16 protein-coding genes are annotated in these 23,948 nt (G+C 68.8%); 10 read left to right on the top strand and 6 right to left on the bottom strand.

What is annotated here, in order from left to right; genetic code table 11:
- Positions 1 to 141 precede the first annotated feature (141 nt).
- Positions 142 to 1,980, bottom strand: coding sequence for a glycoside hydrolase family 15 protein (locus ACFXGX_RS00910; protein ID WP_384783256.1), 1,839 nt, complete (start codon positions 1,978 to 1,980; stop codon positions 142 to 144).
- Between the two features lie 48 nt (positions 1,981 to 2,028).
- Positions 2,029 to 5,688, bottom strand: coding sequence for an ATP-binding protein (locus tag ACFXGX_RS00905; protein WP_384783254.1), 3,660 nt, complete (start codon positions 5,686 to 5,688; stop codon positions 2,029 to 2,031).
- Between the two features lie 965 nt (positions 5,689 to 6,653).
- Between ACFXGX_RS00905 and ACFXGX_RS00900 the strand changes: the two genes are divergently transcribed.
- The 8 genes from ACFXGX_RS00900 to ACFXGX_RS00865 all read left to right on the top strand — a co-directional run bounded on the left by ACFXGX_RS00900 (position 6,654) and on the right by ACFXGX_RS00865 (position 17,604).
- Entirely contained in the window at positions 6,654 to 8,582 is a 1,929-nt protein-coding gene (locus ACFXGX_RS00900) for a GMC family oxidoreductase (RefSeq protein ID WP_384783252.1), read from the top strand.
- Positions 8,579 to 9,691, top strand: a complete 1,113-nt coding sequence (locus tag ACFXGX_RS00895; RefSeq protein ID WP_384783250.1) for a ferritin-like protein — start codon at positions 8,579 to 8,581, stop codon at positions 9,689 to 9,691. The genes ACFXGX_RS00900 and ACFXGX_RS00895 overlap by 4 nt, the downstream gene beginning before the upstream one ends.
- On the top strand, positions 9,688 to 10,212 hold the full coding sequence (locus tag ACFXGX_RS00890) for a hypothetical protein (RefSeq protein ID WP_384783248.1): 525 nt from the start codon (positions 9,688 to 9,690) through the stop codon (positions 10,210 to 10,212). The genes ACFXGX_RS00895 and ACFXGX_RS00890 overlap by 4 nt, the downstream gene beginning before the upstream one ends.
- The gene (gene iolE, locus ACFXGX_RS00885; protein WP_384783247.1) at positions 10,209 to 11,123 is read left to right on the top strand and encodes a myo-inosose-2 dehydratase; all 915 of its coding nucleotides are present in this window, start codon (positions 10,209 to 10,211) and stop codon (positions 11,121 to 11,123) included. The genes ACFXGX_RS00890 and iolE overlap by 4 nt, the downstream gene beginning before the upstream one ends.
- A 2-nt stretch (positions 11,124 to 11,125) precedes the next feature.
- Positions 11,126 to 12,121 carry a sugar phosphate isomerase/epimerase family protein gene (locus ACFXGX_RS00880; RefSeq protein ID WP_384783354.1) on the top strand — a complete coding sequence of 332 codons (996 nt, stop codon included), beginning with the start codon at positions 11,126 to 11,128 and terminating at the stop codon, positions 12,119 to 12,121.
- Between the two features lie 19 nt (positions 12,122 to 12,140).
- Entirely contained in the window at positions 12,141 to 12,968 is an 828-nt protein-coding gene (locus ACFXGX_RS00875; protein WP_384783245.1) for an MBL fold metallo-hydrolase, read from the top strand.
- A gap of 18 nt (positions 12,969 to 12,986) precedes the next feature.
- Positions 12,987 to 14,642, top strand: a complete 1,656-nt coding sequence (locus ACFXGX_RS00870; protein WP_384783243.1) for an alpha-keto acid decarboxylase family protein — start codon at positions 12,987 to 12,989, stop codon at positions 14,640 to 14,642.
- A 106-nt stretch (positions 14,643 to 14,748) separates the two neighbouring features.
- The gene (locus tag ACFXGX_RS00865) at positions 14,749 to 17,604 is read left to right on the top strand and encodes an NACHT domain-containing protein (protein WP_384783241.1); all 2,856 of its coding nucleotides are present in this window, start codon (positions 14,749 to 14,751) and stop codon (positions 17,602 to 17,604) included.
- A gap of 25 nt (positions 17,605 to 17,629) precedes the next feature.
- On the opposite strand, the gene ACFXGX_RS00860 is transcribed toward ACFXGX_RS00865, so the two are convergent.
- A complete protein-coding gene (locus ACFXGX_RS00860) occupies positions 17,630 to 18,754 on the bottom strand; it encodes a PLP-dependent cysteine synthase family protein (RefSeq protein ID WP_384783239.1) in 1,125 nt (374 codons plus the stop codon).
- 361 nt (positions 18,755 to 19,115) lie between these two features.
- Between ACFXGX_RS00860 and ACFXGX_RS00855 the strand changes: the two genes are divergently transcribed.
- Positions 19,116 to 19,439 carry a hypothetical protein gene (locus ACFXGX_RS00855; RefSeq protein WP_361680792.1) on the top strand — a complete coding sequence of 108 codons (324 nt, stop codon included), beginning with the start codon at positions 19,116 to 19,118 and terminating at the stop codon, positions 19,437 to 19,439.
- A 214-nt stretch (positions 19,440 to 19,653) separates the two neighbouring features.
- Entirely contained in the window at positions 19,654 to 20,169 is a 516-nt protein-coding gene (locus ACFXGX_RS00850) for an ATP-binding protein (protein WP_384783237.1), read from the top strand.
- 62 nt (positions 20,170 to 20,231) lie between these two features.
- Here ACFXGX_RS00850 and ACFXGX_RS00845 read toward each other — a convergent pair whose 3' ends face one another.
- From ACFXGX_RS00845 to ACFXGX_RS00835, 3 genes are read right to left on the bottom strand one after another with little or no spacing between them, the layout of a single operon-like run.
- Positions 20,232 to 22,793 (bottom strand): ABC transporter permease, encoded by a 2,562-nt coding sequence (locus tag ACFXGX_RS00845; protein WP_384783236.1) that lies wholly within the window; start codon positions 22,791 to 22,793, stop codon positions 20,232 to 20,234.
- Positions 22,790 to 23,548: an ABC transporter ATP-binding protein gene (locus tag ACFXGX_RS00840; RefSeq protein WP_384783234.1), complete on the bottom strand. Its 759-nt coding sequence runs from the start codon at positions 23,546 to 23,548 to the stop codon at positions 22,790 to 22,792. Before ACFXGX_RS00840 ends, ACFXGX_RS00845 begins: the two co-directional genes overlap by 4 nt.
- Positions 23,545 to 23,850: an SHOCT domain-containing protein gene (locus ACFXGX_RS00835; RefSeq protein WP_384783232.1), complete on the bottom strand. Its 306-nt coding sequence runs from the start codon at positions 23,848 to 23,850 to the stop codon at positions 23,545 to 23,547. The genes ACFXGX_RS00840 and ACFXGX_RS00835 overlap by 4 nt, the downstream gene beginning before the upstream one ends.
- Positions 23,851 to 23,948 lie beyond the last annotated feature (98 nt).

Here is a 23,948-nt window from a genome sequence, read left to right as displayed (position 1 = left end):
CGACTTCAAGGGGGCGTCGACCGCGCTCGGGCCGGCTCCCGTCGAGTGCCATTGTCTGGCCGGCTCCCGTCGAGTGCCTTGCCGGGCCGGGCCCGGTATGAGGGAGCTCGGCCGAAACAACGGAGCCCAACCGAGCCCCGGTCAGCCCCCGTCGAGTGCCTTGTCGAGGGTGAGGGTCGCGTCGATGAGGGCGAGATGTGTGAACGCCTGGGGGAAATTGCCGAGTTGACGGCCCGTCGGGTCGACCTCCTCCGAGTACAGGCCCAGATGGTTGGCGTACCCCATCATCTTCTCGTACACCAGTCGTGCCTGGTCTGTCCGCCCCGCCCGGACGAGGGCGTCGACGTACATGAACGTGCACAGCGAGAAGGTGCCCTCCGAGCCGCGCAGGCCGTCGGGCGACGCCTCGGGGTCGTAGCGGTAGACGAGGCTGTCGCTGACCAGTTTCCGCTCGATGGCGTCCAGGGTCGAGGCCCATATCGGGTCCTCGGGACTGAGGAAACCCACCGTGGACATGCGCAGCAGCGAGGAGTCCAGTACGCCACTGCCGTAGTGCTGGACGAAGGCCTGCTGTTCCCCGCTCCATCCCTTGGCCATGACCTGGTCGTAGACGGCGTCCCGCTCCGTCTGCCACCGTCCGTACGCCGACGGCCAGCCCTTCGACTCGGCGAGGCGCAGGGCGCGGTCGAACGCCACCCATGACATGACCCGGCCGTAGGTGAAGTCCTGGCGCCCTCCGCGGGTCTCCCAGATCCCCTCCTCCGGCTGGTCCCAGTGGTCGGCCAGCCAGTCCAGGTTCTCCCGCATGGAGGTCCATCCCGCGTGCCCGATCTGGAATCCGTGCTGGTGGGCGAAGTACATGCTGTCCAGCGCCTCGCCGTAGATGTCCAGTTGGAGCTGTGTCGCGGCGCCGTTGCCGATCCGTACCGGCGCGGAGCCCGAGTACCCCTCCCAGTGGTCGAGGATCTGCTCGTCCAGATCGGAGGAGCCGTCGACCTTGTACATCACGTTGAGCGGGCCCGTGGTCCCGCTCTCGCCGGCCCGCTCCTTGACCCGGTCGCTCAGCCACGCGATGAACGCCCGGGCCTCTTCGGTGAAACCCAGCCCCAGCAGGGCGTACACGGAGAACGAGGCGTCACGGATCCAGGTGAAGCGGTAGTCCCAGTTGCGTTCGCCGCCCAGTTGCTCCGGGAGAGCCGTCGTCGGGGCGGCCACCAGGGCGCCGCTGGGCGCGAAGGTCATGAGCTTGAGCGTGATCGCGGAACGCTCCACCATCTCGCGCCAGCGCCCGGTGTAGCGGGACTGCGCCAGCCAGGAGCGCCAGAACGCCACGGTCCGGTCGAAGAGCCGCTCGTACGCGTCCAGGCGGATCTCGGCCGGCGGTCCGTCGGCGTCCATCTCCAGGACCAGCCCACGCTGTTGGCCGGCCCGCAGTGTCACCGACAGGCGCAGGTCGCCGTCCTGGTCCGTGAGAACGTCGAGGAGACGCTCGTCCTCCGGTTCACGGATGGGGTGCATGGTGAGTTCGGTGCCGTCCTCCGCGGCGAAGACCGCTCCGTGCTCGGTGATGTGCGTCTCGTGCTTCGCGCGTCCGTAGTCGAACCGCGGGGCGATCTCCACCTGGAACGTCATGGTGCCGCGCACACAACGGACCAGACGCACGAGCCGGTGGCGGGAGGTGACCGTCGTACCGGTCACGGGCATGAAGTCGACCACCTCGCCGGCGCCCGCCTCGGTCATGAACCGTGTCACCAGGATCGCCGTGCCGGGCAGGTACAACTGCTTGGTCGCGTGGGTCGGATGCGCCGGCCGGACCGTGCAGTGCCCGCCCTTCTCCTTGTCCAGCAGCGCCCCGAAGACACTGGGCGAGTCGAACCGTGGGGAGCAGAACCAGTCGACCATGCCCTCGGTGGTCACCAGCGCCGCGGTCTGCAGATCGCCGATGAGACCGTGGTTCTCGATGAGTGGGTAGCCGTCCATCGGAGCGCGCCTTTCGGTTGTCAAAGCAGGTGTGCCAAGGAAGCCGTGTCACAGAAGGTGTTCGTCCTCGTCGGCGGTCTTGCGGTTCCGGTTGGCCATTTCCTCCCAGAAGGCATGCAGTTCCCTGACGGGGACGCTGACCCATGGCGCGGTGTGCCGGCTGACGGCCGGCAGGTGCCAGCGGAAGCGGCTGTGCAGGAGCGCCTGTTGCTGGCGGCAGAACAGCTCCGCCACCTCCGCCTGCGCGTTTCCGGCCTTGGGGGGATAGGGGCACAGGCGGAACTCGCACGGGGACGTACAGGTGGTGCGGGATTCGCCCTTGTCGGCCCGGCCGATACTGCGTTCGGGGTGGAGCAGGCTGCGGTCGTGGGTGAGGCAGTGCGGGAGGCCGGGCTTGTTCGAGAGCTTCAGCCGTTCCTCGATGTCGTCCGGGCTGCCGTCGCCCTGGGTGAGGTTGAGCAGGACCATGATGTCGGCGAGAAGGCGTTGCGCTCGAGGATGCAGGCTGCTCCAGCCGACGGACGGGGAGATCCACAGGTTGTGTTTGCGGTAGCGGTCCGGATCGGCGGGGGTGGAACCGACGCTGTCGCTGACTTCGTTCTCGTCGATCCAGATGAACCGCTCGGGGTGCCCCGTCTCCAGGGCCAGGGTCACCAGGTCGCCGGCTTCGGCGATGAACGGGTGGAGGACCTTCTCGCCGTGGCGTTGGTACGCGGCGCCGATGTGGGACGGGGTCTTCTCGTGCGCGCTGCCGGCCATCGCAAGCCATCGGGTGACCGACCGTATGGGCTCCGTGGGGCCACTGGATGCCGCGTCGTCGTCCTTGGTGAGGCTGGTGGCCGGTGACTCGGAACGGTTCCGCCGGTTCGCCGCGCCGGACCCGGGGGTGCCTCCGATGGTGTCGGGAAGTTCCCACAGGCACAGTGCCTGAAGCAGACTCAGTTGCGCGTACCAGTAGCGACTGCAGGTGAGCATCTTCTCCGCCTGCTTCACCAGGTACGCCCTGGTCTCTTCGTAGGCCTCCGGATGCCGTCTTCTGCGGTTCGCCGCGTTCTTGAAGCCCTGCGCCAGAGCGTTCTCCAAGGAGAGCGGCATGAGCGGGCTCTGTTCCCCGGTCTGGGCGGTCAGGTTGCGCAACCAGATGTTCAGCCGTTCCTTGGCCTCGTCACGGTACTTTTCGGAGACGGAGCCGACGGCCATGGGAACGAGCCAGGCCCGGAGGCTGAAGTGGCGCCACCATGTGGTCCGGGACTGCTCGTACTCCCTCACCATCCAGTCGTGCTCGCGTCGCCTCTTTTCCGCCGCCTCCGGGCCGGCGGCGGGGTCCGGATCCTCTTCGTTGAGCCACGCGGTGTAGTCCCGGTCGAGTTTCTGCTTGGCGTCACGAATCTTTCCCAGGTATTGGGATATGGGATCGGATCCGAGAGGGAATTCCGTGCGCAGTTCCTGGAAGGCCGCATCGCCACCGGCGGCGATCTGATGGGCGATCGCGATCCGGACGGCATGAGAGGGCTCGTGCGTGCCGATCCGGAAGAGGTGCTTGTACGGAAGTGTCGGGCGCGCGGGATCCTGTCCCGAACATTCCGATGGGGGACGACTCGCCTTGTTGCGACGGTCCCGTTCACGCAGAGCGGCTCCAAAGTTCCGTACCAGCCTCAGCTTCGCACCCTCGATGGTCCGCTGATCGCCTCTGATATCGAGGCCCGCCCATTGCTCATCGAGCTCATGGGCCAGCTTGTCCTGTATCGGCACCGGATCCACACAGTCTATTTCCAGGGCCGCGGCGTACAGGTCGAAGAACTTCGCGTCATGCCGGGCCGCGGCGGCACTGCTGAGCAGCTCGGCCAGTTTCGGCGCTGCCGCGTGACGGTTCTTGGCACGAGTGGCGCGCTGTCCGGCGGCCGACCGGGGAGTGAGAGGAGCTGCCCGGTGACGCGAGAGCAGTACCAGAGCGATGAGCAGTTCCCGCGACGGACCCGGGCTGTGGAGCGCCGGTTCGACGACCGCGGCGATCCTGTCGTCCGGCACTTCCCTCAGCAGGCGATAGCCCATGTACGCCTGGAGGATGCTGTGCGGGAAACGAACCTTGTTCTTGCGGCCGTACACCAGTCCCAGCAGTTGTCCGTTGGCGGTGTGTCTCGCCAACTCGGTCCGGCACTCATTGGGGTAGTCCAACGTGTTGAGCCAGTGTGCCGACCCTCCGATCTTTCGGCACATCACACTCCAGATCGCGTCGCGTTGCGCCGCGGAAATGGCGAGGCGGGTTCCATACTGCTGGGCGGCGCCCGGCGATTCCTGGTGATTTTCCTGAGATTGCGCGCGGCGCCGAAGGTCGTTCGCGTGTGCGCTCACGAAATCGTCGAACGTGACCTCGATACTGTCCTGCAGAAGTCCCAGACAGGCCATGGCCGACACGACCCACATGGTCTCCCGGCGTTCCTCCCGGCCCATCACCAGATCGTCGAATATGCGACCGTCTTCAATGGCCTGACGATAGGTGTTGAGGAATCCGAGCCGGAGAGTGGAGCAGTCGTTGCTCCGGGTGTCCAGGCGATCCTTTTCGTCGCGGAGGGTGAGGTGATCCAGCAGCCCGCACTGCTGCAGCAGGCGGGCGATCCGCAGATAGATCGGCGATTCCACGACCTTGGCGGTCTCCACCACCCAGTCGAGGCGGCGCTCGTCCAGCTCACCCGGTTCCCGTACCAGGTATTCCAGGGCCGCTTCCTCGCTCAGCGGTTCCATGTCGGCGATCGCCGCCCGGGTACCCTCCAGCGGTGTGTGCGGGCGCGAGGCGATGACCAGGGGCAGTTTCTTGCGGTCCGCTCGCTCGATCGCCCGCCGGATGATGTTGTCGCGGTCCTCCTGGTACTTCTCGTCGAGAAGAGCCTCTTCCAGGCCGTCGGCGATCACGACGACCTTGCCGTCGAGCCTGAGCTGCCGCCATGTCTTGTCGATGTTGCTGCCGGCGAGCACGCCCTGGTCCGCCTCTTCCGCGAAGCGGCGCCGTGCCATTTCCTCGAAGTCGAGTTCCCCGTCGCCTTTCATGTCGCGCAGACTGATGGGCACGGGAACGGCGGACTGCTGCGCGAGCATCCGAGTGAGTTCCACCAGAACGGCCGTTTTGCCGACGCCCACACCGCCGACGAGCAGATAGGGCTTTCGGGTCTTACGGTTACGAAGAGTCTGGGCAATTACCTGGGACAATTCACGGCGTCCGACGATCCGGTTGCCGAACGTTCCGGCCGTGGAGATCAGCTCATGCGGTCGCGTACGCGCCTTGTCGATGAGCGGCTTCTTGGTCTTGTGGTACCAGTAGAGAAGGAAGAACGTCAATATCAGCGAGCCCGTAAGAACGGGGCCGGCGATGTGGTTCACGGCGTCGAACCACGGGGAGTCCAGCACGTTGCGGAACTGTGATTCGTTATGCTCCTGGAAATCATAAACGGCCACTCCCACCCAAATGAGGAGCAGTATCGTCCCGACGAGAGCGTACGCACGCAGCAGGGGTCCGAGGGAAAACAGCCCCGGGCGCCAACTGCGCGCCGCGGCGATGCTCTTGTGAGCCTCCCGCTTCGTCCTGAACGTGCGCCATTCCTTGCGGGTCGCCCCTGAGAGCCGGGACCACCACCGCCTCGGGTACAGCGTGTACCAGGGGGCGTTGTGCGGCCGTTCCTTGCCGTCCGGACGGCGGATCACCTTGGTGGGCATGAGGGCGTTCCCTCCGCGCTGCACATCATTGACGGGACGTCATACGAGCGCCGGGTGTGGACACATACGGAAACAGGTCAGCTCTGCTCGTGGCACCGCGCATCACCTGCGCGTCCTCCGCCCCACACCGCCGCAGCGCAACATCGCCACCCCACGTCGAGGCCTTTCGCCTCGCGCATATTCCGCTGGCACGCATGCCTTCATTTCCATGAAAGCACTGGTGGGGAAGATCGCAACACGACCGCCGGTGGGCCGCGGGAGACCGCCCTCGCAACCGGGGAACAGGCGGGGACTGTCTCCGGAAAGGGGCACGAGGGACGTGCGAGCCGACAGCGCCCGGCTCGTACCGTCGTCCAGCGCGAGGAGGTCTTTTCCCAGGGCGGGACACGCAGTTGGGTGGCGAGAGCCGGCTGGGCACCGTTGATCGTCTGCCGGCCGGCGGGCGGGGGCGGACCGCCACCAGGCGGGCAGGGCAGGCGTGTTGGGCGTCCCGGACACACAGGCCGCAACCGCGGGCCGCCGCGGCAGTCCGGAAACTGTTTGCAGAAAAGGTTTCCTGAGGCTCCTTCAGGTTTCTCTCACCCGGAGCGCGGCGTGCGGCAGGCGCCCGCGGCACATTCAGCGATCTTGAGGGTTCGCGCGTATCGTTGCTGACGCGACAGTGGCTTGTGCGCCGCGTCAGCAGCAACGACACCAACGCGCAGCTTGACCATCGAAGTTGCCATGAACAATCTGCGCTCTCTTGCGCCGTTCATCGGCTCGCTCGCGCAGAGTCCCCACACCTACCCGTGGCGGCAGCCTATGGCGCACTCGGCTTCCACAGCGGTCCTCGGTCGCCGGGCGACTCTTTCCACGTGTCCGCCACGCACGTTTGGGCCGAGGCCGTGCGACCGCGGCCGACCGACTCGAACCCAGGCCGTCACGCCGGTCCCGGCTGTGCCTGGCCGTGGAGGAGTGACTGTCCCATGTACGCGAAGTTTCCCAAGGGGGCGGCGCATCGCACCGACCCCGGGGCGGCGGCCGAGGTTCTCTACGACGCCGTGATCGTCGGCGGCGGGATCTCCGGCGCTCTCGTCGCCCTTCGGCTGAGCCAAGCCGGCAGGAAGGTGCTGCTGCTCGAGGCGGGCCCGGCCGAGGACCTCACCCTCAGGGGCTACGAGCGCTATCTCGACCGGTTCTACTCAGCCATCAGCAAGGACAACCAGGCTCCCTACCCGGCCGTCGAGAATGCCCCGATGCCCCGCGGCACCGACGCACGGCGCATCACCCCGGGTGCGCCCGACGCCTCGTCCTACATCGTCCAGAGCGGGCCCTTCGCCACCGACACCACCTACACGCGGGTCCTCGGCGGCACCACCATGCACTGGGAGGGCAAGGCGTTGCGGATGCTGCCCGAGGACTTCCGGATGCGGACGCTCTACGGCGAAGGGGCGGACTGGCCGCTCACCTACGAGGACCTCGCCCCGTACTACAGCGAGGCCGAACGCGAGATCGGCGTCTCCGCCGACGTGGAGGACCAGGCCTACCTCGGGATCAGCTTCGACGAGGACTACGTCTTCCCCATGAAAGGACTGCCCCTGTCCTACCTGGACCGGACGGTCGCCAAGGACGTCGACGGGATGCCGGTCGAACTCGACGGGGAGCGGCGGGAGCTGCGCGTCCGGCCGTTCCCGCAGGGCCGGAACGGGATACCGAACCCGGCCTACGACGGCGGGAAGGGCTATGTGCCGCGAGGCGCGGTGAGCGCGTACCAGGTCGAGGTCGGCGAGCGGTGCCAGGGCAACAACAACTGCGTGCCCATCTGCCCGGTGCAGGCCAAGTACAACGCCGGCAAGACCCTGGCTCTGGCCCTCCAGAGCGGCCGGGTCGACCTGGTGGCCCAGGCGGTGGCCCACAAGGTGCACGTCGACGAGCGCACGAACCGGGTGACCGAGATCGAGTACCGCCGCTACGAACGGCCCGACAGCCCCGGCTACACCACGATGAGAGCCCGCGGCCGGCTGTTCGTCCTGGCCGCCAACGCGGTGGAGAACCCCCGGCTGATGCTGGCCTCCGGCCTGCGCGGTTCGAGCGGCCTGATGGGGCGGAACTTCATGGACCACGCCTACCTGCTCGCGTGGGCGCTGCTGCCGGAGGTGGCCGGCACCTTCCGCGGCACGATCTGCACGGGCGGCATCGCCGACCTGCGCGGGGGCCGCTTCCGGAGCCGTCAGGCGGCGTTCACCGTCGACATCCACAACGACGGCTGGGGCTGGGCCCGGGGTGCGCCGATGACCGACCTGATCGGCCTGGTGGACGCCGGCGGCCGCTACGGCGAGTCCCTCCGCCAGGGCCTGGTGGACCGGGTGTCCCGTCAGCTACAGCTCGCGTTCATGGTCGAGGTCCCCGCCGACCCCGGCAACCGGGTCACCGTGAGCCCCGACTTCACGGACAAGCTGGGCAACATGCGGCCCGTTCTCACGTACAACGTCCCGGAGTACACGATGCGGGGCGTGGCGTACGCCCGGCAGTTGTCGAGACGGATCTTCGCCCGACTGGGGGCCGAGGACCATACCGCGTACAACCCGAACTTCTGGGGCTACGCCGTCCACGACGGTGAGGGATACGAGATCCGCGGGGGCAACCATCTCGCCGGCACCCACGTGATGGGCCGTGAGCCGTCGACCTCGGTGGTCGACGCGGATCAGCGGTGCTGGGACCACGAGAACCTCTACATGGTCGGCGGGGGAAGCATGCCCACCGTGGGCACCTCGAACGTGACGCTCACCCTCGCCGCCCTGTGCCTGCGCAGCGTCCGGGCCATGCTGGCCCAACTCGACTCCGAGACCGCACCGATCACCGTGACCTCCGACCGGCCCCAAGCGGCGCCGACCTCAGGGGAGGCGGCCTCATGATCGCCTCGACCATCGAGAACCGTGACGACCTGCTCGCCTACCTGAACGCGGCGATGGCGCTGGAGCACGCAACCATCCCGCCGTACCTGACCGCGTACTACTCCATTCACTCCAGCACCAACTCCGACGCCGCCCACATCATCCGGGTGACCGCGGTGGAGGAGATGCTGCATCTGACCCTCGCCGCCAACGTCCTGAACGCCATCGGCGGGACGCCCGACCTGACCGGCCCCGGCTTCGTGCCGTCCTATCCGGCCCGTCTGCCGGACGGGGAGGAGGACTTCACCGTCGACCTGCGGCCCTTCTCCCCCGAGGCGGTGGAGACGTTCTGCAAGATCGAGCGGCCGGGCAGGGCCCCCAGTGCCGACTCGCGGCTCGTGAGGTCACCGGACCGCAAGACCCACTTCCTGGTCTCCAGCCCCACGGCCGAGCAGATGCGCTTCTACAGCATCGGCGAGTTCTACGAGGAGATCATCGAAGGGCTCGAAAAGGTGGCGGCCAACGATCCCGCGCTCTTCCACGGTGATCCGGCCCGTCAGGTGGGGCCCGAGTACTTCTACTCCGGCGGCGGTGAGGTGGTCGTCGTCTCCGACCTGGAATCGGCGCAGCGGGCGCTCCGCTTCATCGCCGGCCAGGGCGAGGGCCTCGACTCCGGCATCTACGACGCGGACGGGGAACTGGCCCACTACTACCGGTTCCGGCAGCTCCAGCTCGGGCGCTACTACCAGGTGGGCGACCACCCCGGCGCGCCTTCGGGGCCCCCGCTGAGCATCTCCTGGGAGGACGTGTACAAGGTGAAGGCGAGTGTCCGGCTGGCCGACTATCCGGCGGGATCGGAACTCGCCCGTGTCGCCCGGGACTTCAACGCCGACTACGGGGCGTTCCTCGCCCTGCTCACGAAGGCGTTCAACGGACAGCCGGAAGTCCTGCAGGAGAGCGTCTGCGAGATGTTCCGCCTGCGCGACGGCTTCAACCGGCTGGTGTGCACCCCCCTGCCGGGCGGCGGCGGCCTGCACGCCGGTCCCACCTTCGAGATTCCGGCAGCGGTCGGGCCCGATCCGGAGGCCTCACCCGGTACCGACGAGACCACCCGGACGGTGACGCGATGACCGCCCCGTCGTTCGAGAGGTTCCTCTTCCTGTCGGTCGACCTCACCGCCTTCGAGGAGACCGATCTGCTCGGCACCGGCATGGCCCACCAGTATCTGGCGAAGGTCAGGGCCGCCTGCGGCGACGAGATCGTCACCGCCCTCCTGGAGGCGCACAGGGCGGCCAGGGCCGACGCGGCCGGCGCGGCCGGAAGCCACACCCGAGCCCCGCTCGACCGGGATCTGTTCGACCGGGCCCTGCGCCACCGGATCTTCGGCGACGACCGGCTCGGTCCCGTGGCCCGCAACGTGATCAAGCTCTGGTACGCCGGAATGTGGTACGCGCTGCCTGCCGAGTGGACCGACCGCTACGGGGCCCGGACAGCGGCCGAAACCTCCACGGTCACCGCCGCGGCCTACCAGGAGGGACTCCTGTGGCGGGCCATCGGGGCCAATCCCCCAGGTGCCAAAGCACCCGGATACGGCTCCTGGGCCCGGCCGCCCCGCATCGCGGACCGCTACCTGAAAGGGACGACGAGATGACGGACACACTCGAACGTCTCAGCCCGGACAGGGTGAAGCTCGGCGTCTGCTGCACCCTGTGGTGGAACGACGACTTCCCCGCCATCGACGCCGGCATCTCCTTCGGCCAGGCCGTGAGCGACATGGCGCTCGCCGGCTTCCAGGGCTGCAGCATCGGGCACAAGTACCCCTCGGACGCCGCCGAGCTCAAGGCCGCACTCGATCTCCGCGGCCTGAGTGTGTCCGAGCCCTGGACGAGCACGTACTTCACGATCGGCAGGATGCGGGAGAAGACGGTCGCCGCATTCGAGGAGACGCTGACCCACATCAAGACCCTGGGCGGGACCGAGCTGGTCGTGGCCGAGTTCGGCGCCTCGTCGCATCTGCTTCCCGTGGACGTGTTCGCCAACCGCCCGGTCTTCACCGACTCCCAGTGGGACGCCCTGACTTCGGGCCTGAACGAACTCGGCGGGATCGCCGCCTCGGCCGGGCTGAAGCTCAGCTATCACCACCACATGGGCACGGGCGTCATGACGCGGGCCGACATCGACCGGCTGATGGCCTCGACCGACCCGGAGCTGGTCCACCTGCTGCTCGACACCGGGCACATGGCCTTCGCCGGTGACGATCCGCTGGACCTGGCCCGGGACTACGCCGACCGCATCGGCCACGTCCACCTGAAGAGCGTCCGGCCCGAGGTCGTGAGCCGGGTGCGGGAAGAGGGCCTGTCGTTCCAGGAGGCCATCCAGCTCGGCGTCTTCACCGTGCCCGGAGACGGCGGGATCGACTTCCGTCCCATCCTCGAAGCGCTGGCCGCCGCCCACTACCAGGGGTGGCTGGTCGTGGAGGCGGAACAGGATCCGAACAAGGCCGTACCGCTCGAGTACGCCAAGAAGGCCCGTGCCTACCTCGCCGACATCCTGGGCTGGTGACCATGAACGCGAACATCGGACGAGACGTCTTCTTCAGCTTCTTCATGTTCACGGCTGATCTGCGGCCACAGGACGCGCGGTACAGCCGGGTACTGATCGATCACCTGAAGGTCCTGACCGACATGGGCTACGACGGCTTCGACGTGCACATCGCCGCTCAGCCCGCGAGCGTCGATCACAAGGTCGAGGTCGACCGGTACGCCGGCCTCAAGAAGACATTCGAACGGGCGGGGCTGGGGGAGGTGAAGTTCACCACCAACGTCGGGACCACACGCACCTTCGACCCGACGTCGCCCTACGAGGAGCAGCGCGCGCAGGCACTGTCCTACCTCAAGTCACGCGTCGACATCACACACGTCCTGGGCGGCGACTCCATCATGTCCGGGCCGTTCATCTATCCCTACGGGGTCTTCCCGGTCACGGACACCGATGAGCCGATCTGGAGCGACGCCCTGCAGGACTGGATGAAACCGCGCTACGACGCGGCGCGTTCCGTCTTCGAGGAACTGCTGGAGTACGCCGCCGCGCGCGAGGTGAAGCTCGCCGTCGAGCCCGTCAAGAGCTGGGAGACGCCGCCGCCCAACATGGTCTCGGAGGTACTGGACTTCCTCGAAGGTCTGGAGCACCCGCAGGGTGGCGTCACGATCGACACGGCGCAGGTCGTGATGGAGAGCCAGGGTCCGTCGGTCCTCAGGGAGAACGTCGGGCGGGCGACACGGCAGGACCGGCTCTACTACGTCCACATCTCCGCACCCGACCGGGGGGCGGTGAAGGACAGCTGGATTCCGTGGGACGTCCTCTCGCGCGAGATCGAGCCGGTGTACCGCGGGCCGTACCTGATCGAGGTGTTCAACGCGATCCCGCCGTTCGACGGTTCCATGCGCATGGCGCGCCGGCGTTTCTGGCGACCCGGCGAGGACGAGCCGGTGCCCGGCAGGGACAGCGCCTACGACGTGGCCCAGGCCGCGTTGGAGGAGCTGCGAGAGAAGACCGCCTAATCCCGGAAAGGGGACTCCCGTGCTGGCTCAGGTGTCGGATCCCATCATCATGGTCGTGAAACAGACGGGCGACGTCCGTATTCACACGTTCGTCGCGTCCTTCGCGGGCAGCAACATCGCGAACGCCACGCATGTCATCGAAACCAGGAACCAGCTCGTTCTCGTCGACGCACAGTTCCTCGCCCCCTACGCGAGAGCCTTCCGAGACTACGCGGACAGCCTGGGCAAGCCGATCGAAAGGCTGTATCTCTCGCACCGTCACCCCGACCACTGGTTCGGTCTCGGGACCGCGTTCAGCGACATCACGGTCCACGCGCTGCCCGAGACCATGACGTTCATCCACGATCATGGTGAGGACTCGAGAAGCGACCACTGGAAACTCGGTGACCTCGCCCCGGAGCGCGTCGTCGTTCCGGAACAGGTCGCCGGTGCCGGCGAGGACAAGATCGACGGCGTCAGATACGTCTTCGACCGGGTGACGGACACCGAGATCGACTACCACCTCACCATCAGGCTCCCTGATCTGAGCGTGTACTTCACTCAGGACCTGATCTACAGCGGCACCCATCTGTATCTGACGAAACACATGGACCACTGGATCCGGGTGCTGCGCGACATGCTCGTGTCGGACTACGAGGTGTTCCTGCCGGGCCACGGTCTGCCGGCCGACAAGAACGAGGTCGCGCGCAACATCGAGTACCTTTCCGCCGCCCGGCAGGCGATCGGTGACGGGCTGACAGGCGACGCCTTCAAGAGCTTCATGCTGCAGCGCTATCCGGAGCGCAAGTGCCCGGGGATCTTCGACATCTACATGCCCCGACTGTTCGGCGGCGCGAGCGACTACTGACCACGGAGGTGCTTCACCATGAACGAGAGTTGCACTGTAGGGCGGTACCTGGTGGACCGGCTCCGCCAACTGGGTCTGGAGCACCTGTTCGCCATCGCGGGAGACTACTCGATCGAATGGCTGAACCGGTACGTCGCACCGAGCGGCACGAAGATCATCGAGGAAGTCAACGAAGTGAACGCCGGTTACGCGGCGGACGGATACGCGAGGCTGAGGGGAATCGGCGCACTCTGTGTCACCTACTCCGCGGGCGCGCTGTGCGCCGTGAACGCGGTCGCCGGCGCCTATGTCGAGAAGGTGCCACTCGTGCTGATCAACGGCACACCGAGTGTCAAGAAGACCATCACCTTCGAGCAGACCGGCTTCAGCGCGCATCACTTCATCAGCGGACGGGAAACGGATCTCCAGTCGTTCGAGCACCTGACGGTGGCGGCCGTCCGGATCGACAATCCGGACCTCGCACCGACGCTGATCGACTACGCACTGACCCGGTGCATCAGCGAGCGGCGCCCGATCTACATCGAACTGCTCCAGGACATGGTCGACTTGGAGTGCCGGCCGCCGGAGGGCGTTCTGAAGCCGGTCAGGGTCCTGTCGGACGAGACCAGCCTGGAACAGTCGGTCGCCCAGATCTGCGCGAAGCTCGAAAGCGCCGAGAATCCTCTCATCTGGCTCGGTGTGGAGATCGACCGTCTCGGCCTTCAGGACAAGGCCATGCGCCTGATCCAGCAACTGAACGTCCCGTTCGTCACGGAACTCCTCAGCAAGGCCGTCCTGTCCGAGGACGACGCCCTGTTCGCCGGCGTGCTGGACGGCCAGGCGTCGTCGAAGGTCGTGACGGATCTGGCCGACACGTCCGACTTCGTACTGGCCCTCGGCGTATGGCTGACGGACATCAACTCGCTGGGCTGGGACCCGGACTACGACAAGACCGCGTTCGCGTCGTTCGACGCGGTCAAGCTCGGAACCTATTTCGGCGGACAGGTCGCGTTGGAGCACCTGATCGACGGCATCCTGGCGGAGAAGATCGCGCCCAAGGAGCGGAAACTGCCGGAAATCCCGGCTCGCAGCGCTCCGACCATGGAGAAGGCCGACGTCATCACGTACCAGGGTTTCTACGACTGTATCCAGCAGTACGTCGACAGGAACACCATCGTCGGTGCCGACGCGAGCATGAACTACTTCGGAAGCCTGCTGCTCGATGTGCCCAGTCCCGGCGGGTTCGTCGTCCAGTCGTCCTACTCGTCGATCGGCTACAGCGCGCCGGCCGCGACGGGTATCTGCCTGGCGAAGCGTCCCGACCAGAGGGTCCTGGTCTTCTCGGGTGACGGCGGCTTCCAGATGACGGCCCAATGCCTCTCGACCCAGACCCGGTTGGGGCTCGATCCGATCGTCTTCGTCATCGACAACGGCGTTTACGCCGTGGAGCAGTGGCTCGCCGACGCGGCCGTGTTCCACTCCGACGAACCGTTCTACCAGCCCTGCGAGCTGCACCGGTGGAACTACAGCACGCTTGCCGAGGTCTTCGGCTGCCGGGGATGGGACGTCGGCACGTACGGCGAACTGGAGGACGCCGTGACGGGGGCGCTGGAGAACTCGAGCGGCCCTTCCATCATTCAGGTGCGCGTACCTGAGAAGACGATCCCGGACAACGCGAACTGGAAGGCCCGGTAGCGGAACTCCTCGCGCGGACGGCGAGGCGTGACGGGGACGTGTGATGCGGTGGTGGCGGCATGGCATTTGGCTGGGTGCGGTCGCGCTCACGGGGACCGTGCTCTGCGTGGCGTTCTCCAACGGGGATCTCGGCAAGACCTCGGTCCTGACCGCCGTTCTCGGTTTCGGGTTCTCCCTCTTCGGACTCTCGGTCAATCTGTGGAAGAGCGCTCCGCAGGGCGAGGAGGCGAACGAAGGCCCGGCCCCCTCCCGGCAGCGACTGGAGCAGTGGGCCGAGCGGCTGTCGGGGGCGGTGGAGGAGCAGTGGCGGGCCGAGTGGCGGCTGCGCCGGCTCCAGGACCCCTACCCCCTGGAGGTGCGCTGGTCGCCCGCCGAAGCGTGGCTGGTCGACGCTCCGGGCGAGGTCGGTCCCGTCGTGGCGGAAGGTGACCGGCTCGAGGACATCTCCAGCGTCCTGGAAGCCGTCCCCTCCCGACGGCTGGTGGTGCTCGGTGAACCGGGAAGCGGCAAGACCATGCTGGCCGTGGGGTTCATCCTGGACCGGCTCGCCCGATGGCAGCCCGGCGATCGCGTCCCGGTGCTCTTTCCCCTGTCGAGCTGGCAGCCCGAGCACAAGAGCCTGCGGGACTGGATGGCCGCCCATCTGGCCGCGACCCATCCGGGCGCCTCCTGGGCCGACAAGCTGCTGCGAGCCGGGCTGGTGCTGCCTGTTTTCGACGGGCTGGACGAGATGCCGCAGGCATCGTGGGCAACGGCGCTGCGGCGGCTCAACACGGAACTCGACTCGGGTGAGCCGGTCTTGGTGACGTGCCGTACGGAGGCGTACGCGAAGGCGGTGGAGATGAGCGATGTGTTCACCGCCGCGGCGGTCATCGAACTGCGGCCTCTGACGTTCGGGACCGTGGGCTCCTATCTCGCGCGCACCGGCCGGCCCGTACGCGGAGAGGGCGGAGAGCGCGCCACGCGCTGGGATCCGGTTCTGGCGGAGTTTCGCCGGCATCCGGACGATCCCGTCGCCCGTACGGTTCGCTCGGCGCTCAGCACACCGCTGATGGTGGCCATGGCACGGGCCGCCTACGGCGACACCGGCCGGGACCCCGCCGAACTGCTCGACGGCCGGTTCGCCGATCCGGAGGTCCTGGAACGGCATCTGCTGGACAGTTTCGTCCCTGCCGCGTTCGCGGACAGCCCACGCGCCGAGGAGGCCCGTGCCTGGCTGGGCGAACTCGCCGCTCAGCTGCAGCGGCAGACCACCCGGCAGCTCGCCTGGTGGCGGCTGCGCCGCGCGCTGCCGTGGCCGCTGCGCACGCTGGGCCCGATCCTGCTCCTGGGATGCGTGGCGCTCGTGCTCGGCGTGGCCTGGATCCCCGCCGCCGGACTCAAGGCGCCCGCGATGATGTGCGGGTTCATTCTCGGAGTGGGGCTGGGCTACACCGTGCTCGGGGCATGGACCTCGCCCCGTCGACGGGCGGCGGAATGGGCGGCGCGGGTGGTCGTCACAGCCGTGCTGGCGGGGGTTCTGGTCGGGGCGGTCGCCAGCACCAGCCTGGACTGGACCACCTCCCTGCCGAATGCGAACGTCGGCCCGGCGTGGCTCGGGGCGGCCGCGTTCGCCATGGCGTTCGGACTCACCACGGCCATCGCGCTGGGGGTACTGGGGATCATCGGGGAGCCGCTTCCCTCCTACGCGGCGTTCGGCGGGCGGGGGTCGGTCAGAGCCGTTGTAGTCGTGTTCATGTCAGCGATGATCGGCTTCTTCCTCCCGCAACTGTTCCTCGTTCCGCCGTGGGTGCCCCCCACGACGGCGCTAGCGGCCGGTGCCCTGGTGGCCGTGGGACTGCGCAACTGGCAGGGCGGCACAGCCCGCGGGGCGTCGTCCCCCCGTCCCCGGCGTGCTCGCGGACACTTCCGGACAGCTCTGGTCCGCGGGCTCAGAACCGGCCTCCTGACCGGTCTGACGCTGGGCGCGGCGTTCGGTGTCACGACCGCCACCGTGGCCGGCGCCCGGGCCGCCGTGTCGGCGGACTTCCCCGCCGGCGCGGTGCACCGCCTTGAGGACGGCACTCGCTACGTCGTCACGGCGGACGGCTGGGTCCACGGCGTGCGCCCCAACGACGACCGTTATCTGCGAACGCCCGCCCCGGTCGACGGCGTCGTCGAGGCGTACGCCGACGGCACGACGTACGCGTCCCCCGCCGCGACGGCACGCCTGGACTGCACCGGCTCCGTGCGCTGCAACCCCTTCCACGGTCGCATCGAGCTGGAGCTGCGCGCTTCCCGGACCAACCCGCAGGTCAAACTGCCGAGCGGGGCGTACGTGGAGAACTCCGGGTTCCAGACCGAGGTACCCAGCCGTTCGTACGACTGGCTGTTCGCGGCGCCGCCGAGCGTGCTCTTCGGCAGCTATCTGAGTCTGGGTCTGACCGCCGGCCTGGGCCTCGGTCTGGTCAGCGGACTGGCGGCCGGCTTCCACGCGTGGATGGTCTCGCCGATCGACACCGCGCGAGCCGCCGGGCCCCGGGCCACGCTGCGGTTCGACCGGGTCGCCGCCATCACGCGGGGCGTCACACTGCTGGCGTTCGGCGTCGTCGCCGCGGTGCTCGCGTCGGTGACCCTGGCCCGGACGTCCGGGCAATCCGATTCCTTCGGCCTCGTCCTCCTGACCTGGCTGCTCGTCGGCCCCTTCTCCGTGTTCATCAGCGCATGGGGCTGGCTCCTCGTGACCCGTCTGTGGCTGTGCGGCAACGGGCGGCTGCCGTGGCGTCTGATGGCGTTCCTGGAGGAGGCGCACCAGCGTGGTGTGCTGCGTCAGGCGGGCGCGGCCTACGAGTTCCGGCATGCCCGGCTCCAGGAACACCTGGCGTCGTCCGCGGCGCCACCCTCGCCCTCGCGCCCGCCCTCGCCCCCGCCCGCGCCCTCGTCCTCGCCGGACCCACTCCGGCCGAACGGCAGCCGGGCATAAGGGGGTTCGCCGCGCCCGACCCGGGTCAGGCCGGCCAGACGCCCGTCTCCAGCAGGGAGGTGATCGCCGTCATGTACGGCGCGATGTCCAGGCCCTGTTCGGCCAGCCACGAGTCCGAGTAGTACTTGTCGAGATAGCGGTCACCGGGGTCGCAGAGCAGCGTCACCACGCTTCCCGTGCGCCCCTCGGCCACCATCTCGGCGACGATCTTCAAGGAGCTCCACAGGCCGGTGCCGGTCGAGCCGCCCGCCTTGCGGCCGATGGCCTGCTCCAGGGCGCGTACGGCGGCGACGCTCGCGGCGTCCGGCACCTTCATCATGCGGTCGATGGCCCCGGGCACGAAGCTCGGCTCGACGCGCGGTCTGCCGATGCCCTCGATGCGCGACCCCCGGTCGCAGGTGACGTCCGGATCGCCGGTGGTCCAGCCCTCGAAGAAGCAGGAATTGTCCGGGTCGGCGACACAGATGCGGGTGTCCGCCTGCATGTAGTGGACGTAGCGGGCGAGGGTCGCCGAGGTGCCGCCGGTGCCGGCCGTGGCGACGATCCACGTGGGTTCCGGAAATCGCTCGAGTGCCAGTTGGCGGAAAATGGATTCGGCGATGTTGTTGTTCCCGCGCCAGTCCGTGGCCCTTTCGGCGTAGGTGAACTGATCCATGTAGTGGCCGCCGGTCTCGGCCGCGAGAGCGACGGACTCCTCGTAGATCTTGCGCGAGTCGTCCACGAAGTGGCACTGCCCGCCGTGGAATTCGATCAGCCGGCATTTCTCGGCGCTCGTCGTGCGCGGCATGACGGCGATGAAGGGCACCCCGACGAGCCCCGCGAAATAGGCCTCGGACACGGCCGTCGAGCCGCTGGACGCCTCGATCACCGGTCGGCCGGGCCGGATCCAGCCGTTGCACAGGCCGTACAGGAAGAGTGAACGGGCCAGGCGGTGCTTGAGGCTGCCCGTGGGGTGGGTCGACTCGTCCTTCAGGTACAGATCGACACCCCACTCCTCGGGGAGCGGGAAGCGGAGCAGATGGGTGTCCGCCGAGCGATTCGCGTCCGCCTGGACCTTGCGCACGGCTTCTTTGAGCCAGCTCCGGTACTCCGCGTCGCTCCGGTCGACGTCGAGGGTCTCACCGGTCCGGATCGGCTGGGCAGTGCTCACGGGAAGGCTCCTATCGCGTGGCGCCGACACCGCTTCGACTGGTCGGACGCCTCGATCATAAGCACCTTCCACACGCTTCTCACCTGCATAAACACACCTTTGGGCAGCCCAAAGCCGCCCCTGGGGGGAGGCGGGGAATCCGCATCCCGGGATCATCGGATCCCGGTTCCGGGTCCATCGGATCCCCTTCAGGGGGGCGCATCCCGGCCTTTGCTCCCGTCACCACGACCACCTCGCCATACGCACTGGTGCTCGTCGCCACCTGCGGGCAGACTGCACCGCGCGGGGCGGTCGCCCCCGACGCGGATGCACACTGGGTCACGACAGGGCACAGCCGGAGCGCACAAGGGGGCGGGGCATCATGGCGGAGCCGGAGTTCACGGCCACGGGCGTGCGGATCGGGAAGAGGCTGCGTTCGCTCACCCGGGCCGGACAGGTCCGGATCAGCGACGGCAGGCTGGAACTGCTCACCAGCTACGGCAGCGAGATCGACAGCGCGCCGGTGCAGGCGGTGCGCGCCTCGAAACCCTGGTTCGCTCACGAGGACCGGGCGTTGGCCGATGTCAACGGCACGCGGTACTCGCTCACGCTCGGCGAACACGATCCGGCGCCCGGCCGGCCGGGGCCCCCGTCGGCGCGCCGCTTCATCGAGGCGGTCCGCAAGGCGTCGGGACGCAGCGGCTGAGGTGCGCCGACGGCGCCCGCCCCCTACCCCTGGAGCACCGCGAGTTGCGGGACAGTGCCCCCTGGGTCACTCTGATGTCACATCACTCTGGGTTTACCGGCGATAACGCTGCGAACCAGCCGCCGGTCATCACAGCAGGCGGCCGTTCGACTCAGCCACTCTGCTGGATCCGATCTCCGCCTTCTTCCGGACCTCAATTCGGGGAGTCGCAGCCGTGATCAGCCAGCCAAGCAGGCATTGCACGGTGGAGCTCCAAGCCCTGCCGTCGCGGATCGGCCAGGTCCGCAGAATCGTCTCTGCGCAGTTGCGCTACTGGCATCTTGACCCCTTGATAGACCGGGCCGCGCTCGGGGTGACCGAGCTGCTGTCGAATGTCCACCGGCACGCCCAGCCGGACAAACTCTGCACCGTGGAGATCGAGCTGCTGCTCGACCGGCTCACGGTCTCCGTGCACGACCACGACCCCCGGCTTCCCGTGGTGCGCGAGGCCGACCCCGGTTCCACCTGCGGACGCGGCCTCGCCATGGTCGCGGCGGTGAGCGAGAGCTGGGGTGTGCGCCCGAACGGCGAGTCGGGCAAGGTCGTGTGGTTCACGCTTCCCGCGTCCACCCCCGTGGTGACGGCTTCGCTGCGTCCGCCGTACGAGGCCACCAGCGAGGTCCCGCTCCGGCACACCGTCGACGTGCTCAGGCCGGAACACGCTCCCGCCCGGTCGGCCGTTGCCGGCTGACCGGGCGGTGACCGCCCTCCCTTACCCCGCTCGCTCACGGGCGTCGTACGGCACCGGGTGGCTCACTCCGTGGCGATGGCCCGCAGCACGTCGAGGCGGGCCGCCCGCCGCGCCGGACGCAGTCCCGCGAGGGCACCGGCGGCGAGACCCACCAGCGCCACCACCGCGAGGCGCGACGGCGGGATCGCGAAGGCGAAGGAGCTGTCCGACGCCCCGTCGGACGCCTCGACCAGCACCCAGCCGAGGAAGGCACCGAGGGCGAGGCCGCCCGCCGTGCCGAACGCGGCGACGAGGACCGACTCCCAGCGGACCATGGCACGCAGCTGCGCCCGGGTCTGTCCGACGGCCCGCAGCAGACCGAGTTCCCGTGTGCGTTCGTGGATCGCCAGCGTGAGGGTGTTGGCGATGCCGAGCAGCGCGATGAGCACCGCGAGCGCGAGCAGCGCGTAGACCAGGGTCAGCATCATGTCGATGCCGGACGCCGAGGACTGCGCGTACTCCTCCCGGGTCTGCACCTCGGGACTGCCGTACCGCTCGGCCACCTTCCGCACCGCCGCCTTGCCGTCGGCCGTGCTCACACCGTCCTTGAACGAGACGGCGACGAGCGTGTCGGCGTCCTGGGTGCGGTGCGGGGCCCAGGCGGCGCGGCTGATGACGTAGTCACCCGCCAGCTCGGAACGGCCGTAGACGGCACGGACGGTGAAGTTCACCCGCTGCCCGTCGGTGAAGGTCAGGCGGGCGGTGTCGCCGGTCGTCAGGTGCTGTCTGCCGGCCTCCGCGCGGGTGATCGCGATGCCGTCGGTGCCGAGGCCGTTCAGCGAGCCCCGCACCTGTCCGAGGTCGAAGACCTTGCCGAGCGTGACCGGATCGGTGACCGTCAGCGCCCGGCCCTCACCGTTGACCTCGGCGACTCCCTTGCCCAGCCCCACGGCGTACTCGACCGCCGGCCGGCGCGCGAGTGCGGGGGCCAGTTTCGGGCTGAGTCCGCTGCCGCCCGCTCCGAACGACGGTGTGCTGACGGCGACATCACCGGCGAAGGACCGCGAGACCGTCTGGTCCATGGTGGCCTTGAGCGAGGCGCCGAAGACCGTGAACAGCGAGACGACGGCGACGCCGATCATCAGGGCGCCCGCGGTGGCGGCGGTTCGCCTGGGGCTGCGCAGCGCGTTGCGCCGGGCGAGTCCGCCCGTGACGCCGCGCAGCCTGCCGAGCGGCGCGCCGAGGACCCGTACGACCACGGAGGACGCGACCGGTCCGAGGACGACGAAGGCGGCGAGGGCCAGCACGGCGCCGAGCCCGGCGAGCCACAGCGACGGGGTGAGCAGGACACCGGTCAGGGTGACGGCCACCGTCAGGACGGCCAGTGCCCCGCCCGCCGTCGCCCGTGTACGCGAGGCACCCGACTCGTCGACCGCCGTCTCCCGCAGGGCGGCGAGCGGAGCGGTCCGTCCGGCACGGGCGGCGGGCAGCAGGGCGGAGCCGAGACAGACGACGACGCCGACGGCCAACGGCAGCAGCATGGACAGACCGCTGATCACCAGACTGCCGTCGGGGAAGGGAAAGCCGATGGCCGGGAAGAGGGCCTGGAGTCCGGCCGCGATCCCGATGCCGCCGGCGATCCCCGCGGCCGAGGCGGCCACGGCGACGGCGCTCGCCTCGGCCAGGGTCGAGACGGTGACCTGCCGGCGCGAGGCACCGAGGGCGCGCAGCAGCGCGTTCTCACGGGTGCGCTGGGCGACGACGATCGCGAAGGTGTTGTGGATGGAGAAGGTCGCCACCAGGAGCGCGATGCCGGAGAAGACGAGCAGGAGCGCGGTGAAGAGGGTGAGGAACTGGCTGGAGACCATGTCGGTGTTCTCCTGCGCGGACTCCTGTCCCGTGATGGCCTCGACTCCCTCGGGGAGTACGGGAGTCAGAGCGGAGACGAGTTCGTCCTGACCGACTCCGGGGCCGGCGCGCACGCGGATGCCCGCGGCCTCGCCGGGCTTCGCGGTCAGGTACTTCTCCGCGTCGGCCTGCGTCATGCCGGTGAACGTCACCTGGGCCATGCCGTCCTCGCCGCCGAAGGTCGCGAGGCCGACGATGGTCACCCGGACGGGATCGGGTGTGCGCAGGACCGTCGTGTCACCGATCCTCAGGTGGCCCTTCTTCGCGGCTCCGCGGTTGACGACGACCTCGCCGGACCTCGCGGGGGCGCGGCCTTCGGCGAGCCGGTACGCGTTGAGCTTCGGGTCGTCGATCCAGTTGCCCGCGAGGGTGGGCGGGCCCTGTCCGCCGATGGGCTCGCGGTCGGAGCCGATGAGCTGGCCCGCGCCCTGGATGTCGGGCGCCGCGGCCGCGACACCGGGAACGTGCTCGATCGTGCCGACCAGATCGGTGCCGACGGGCGCGCGGACGCCCTGGCTCTCCCCCGGCGTGGTGATGACGTCGGCGCTGCGGACGACGGCGTCGGTTGCCTTGGTCGCGTTGCCGAACATCGTGTCGAACCCGGCGCGCAGGGTGTCCCCCATGACGAGGGTGCCGGCCAGGAAGGCGACGCCGAGGAACACGGCGAAGAACGTCCCGGCGAAGCGGCGCTTGTGGCCGCGCAGTGACGACAGGCTGAGGCGCAGTGCGGCGTTCATACGGGCGCGCCCTTGCCGTCGAAGGCCTTCATGCGGTCGAGGACCCTGTCGGCCGTCGGGTTCTCCATCCGGTCCACGAGGCGTCCGTCGGCGAGGAAGACCACCTCGTCGGCGTGCGCGGCGGCGACCGGGTCGTGGGTGACCATGACGACCGTGCGGTCCATCCGGCGCACCGCCCGGCCGAGGAGGTCGAGGACGTCCCGGCCGGAGCGGGAGTCGAGGTTGCCGGTGGGTTCGTCGGCGAAGACGACGTCGGGCTGTGAGGCGAACGCCCGTGCCACGGCGACGCGTTGCTGCTGTCCGCCGGACAGTTCGCTCGGCCGGTGGTGCAGCCGGTCGCGCAGACCGACGACGTCGACGAGGGCGTCGGTCCACGCGCGGGAGCCCTTGGTCCCGGCGAGGTCCATGGGCAGGGCGATGTTCTCGGCGACGGTGAGCGTCGGGATCAGGTTGAACGCCTGGAAGACGAAGCCGATCCGGTCGCGGCGGAGCAGCGTCAGCCGGCGGTCGTCAAGGGCCCCGAGCTCGGTGTCGCCGATGTACGCGGCTCCCGAGGTGAGGGTGTCGAGCCCGGCCGCGCAGTGCATGAGGGTGGACTTGCCCGAGCCCGAGGGCCCCATGATCGCGGTGAAGCGGCCGGCCGGAAATCCGACGCTCACCCCGTCGAGGGCCCGGACGGCGGTGTCGCCGCCGCCGTAGACCTTCACGGCGTCGACGACGCGGGCCGCGTCCGGGCGGACGGTCTCGGCGGTCATGCCGCACCGCCCTTGCCCGTGCGTCCGAACTGCTCGTCGAGGACGGACAGCCGGCGCCAGTACTCGTCCTCGTCGATCTCTCCGGAGGCGAAGCGGCGGCCGAGCACGGCGATCGGCGCGTCACCGGCCGGCAGGGACCCGCCGGGACCGAAGCCGCCCGTCGCCCGCCAGGGGCCACGGCCAGATCGCCAGGCGGTGCGCCGCAGCACGGTCACGACGCCGATCACGACGGCCGCCCAGATCAGCGGGAAGAACAGGATCCACGGGCCGGGACCCCCGTCCCAGTGCGCCAGGGTCTGCATCTCGAGTCATCTCCTCGGTGGAACCACGCGTCTGCGCGGGATCTCTTGGTGATGTTTCGAGACTCGCTCCGCGAGGGGGTCCACGTCGTCGTACGGCC

The sequence above is a fragment of the Streptomyces sp. NPDC059371 genome (assembly GCF_042751995.1).
Lineage (GTDB): Bacteria > Actinomycetota > Actinomycetes > Streptomycetales > Streptomycetaceae > Streptomyces.
The sequence above is the reverse complement of the archived record's forward strand: the minus strand, read 5'-3'. Positions and strand labels throughout refer to the sequence as shown.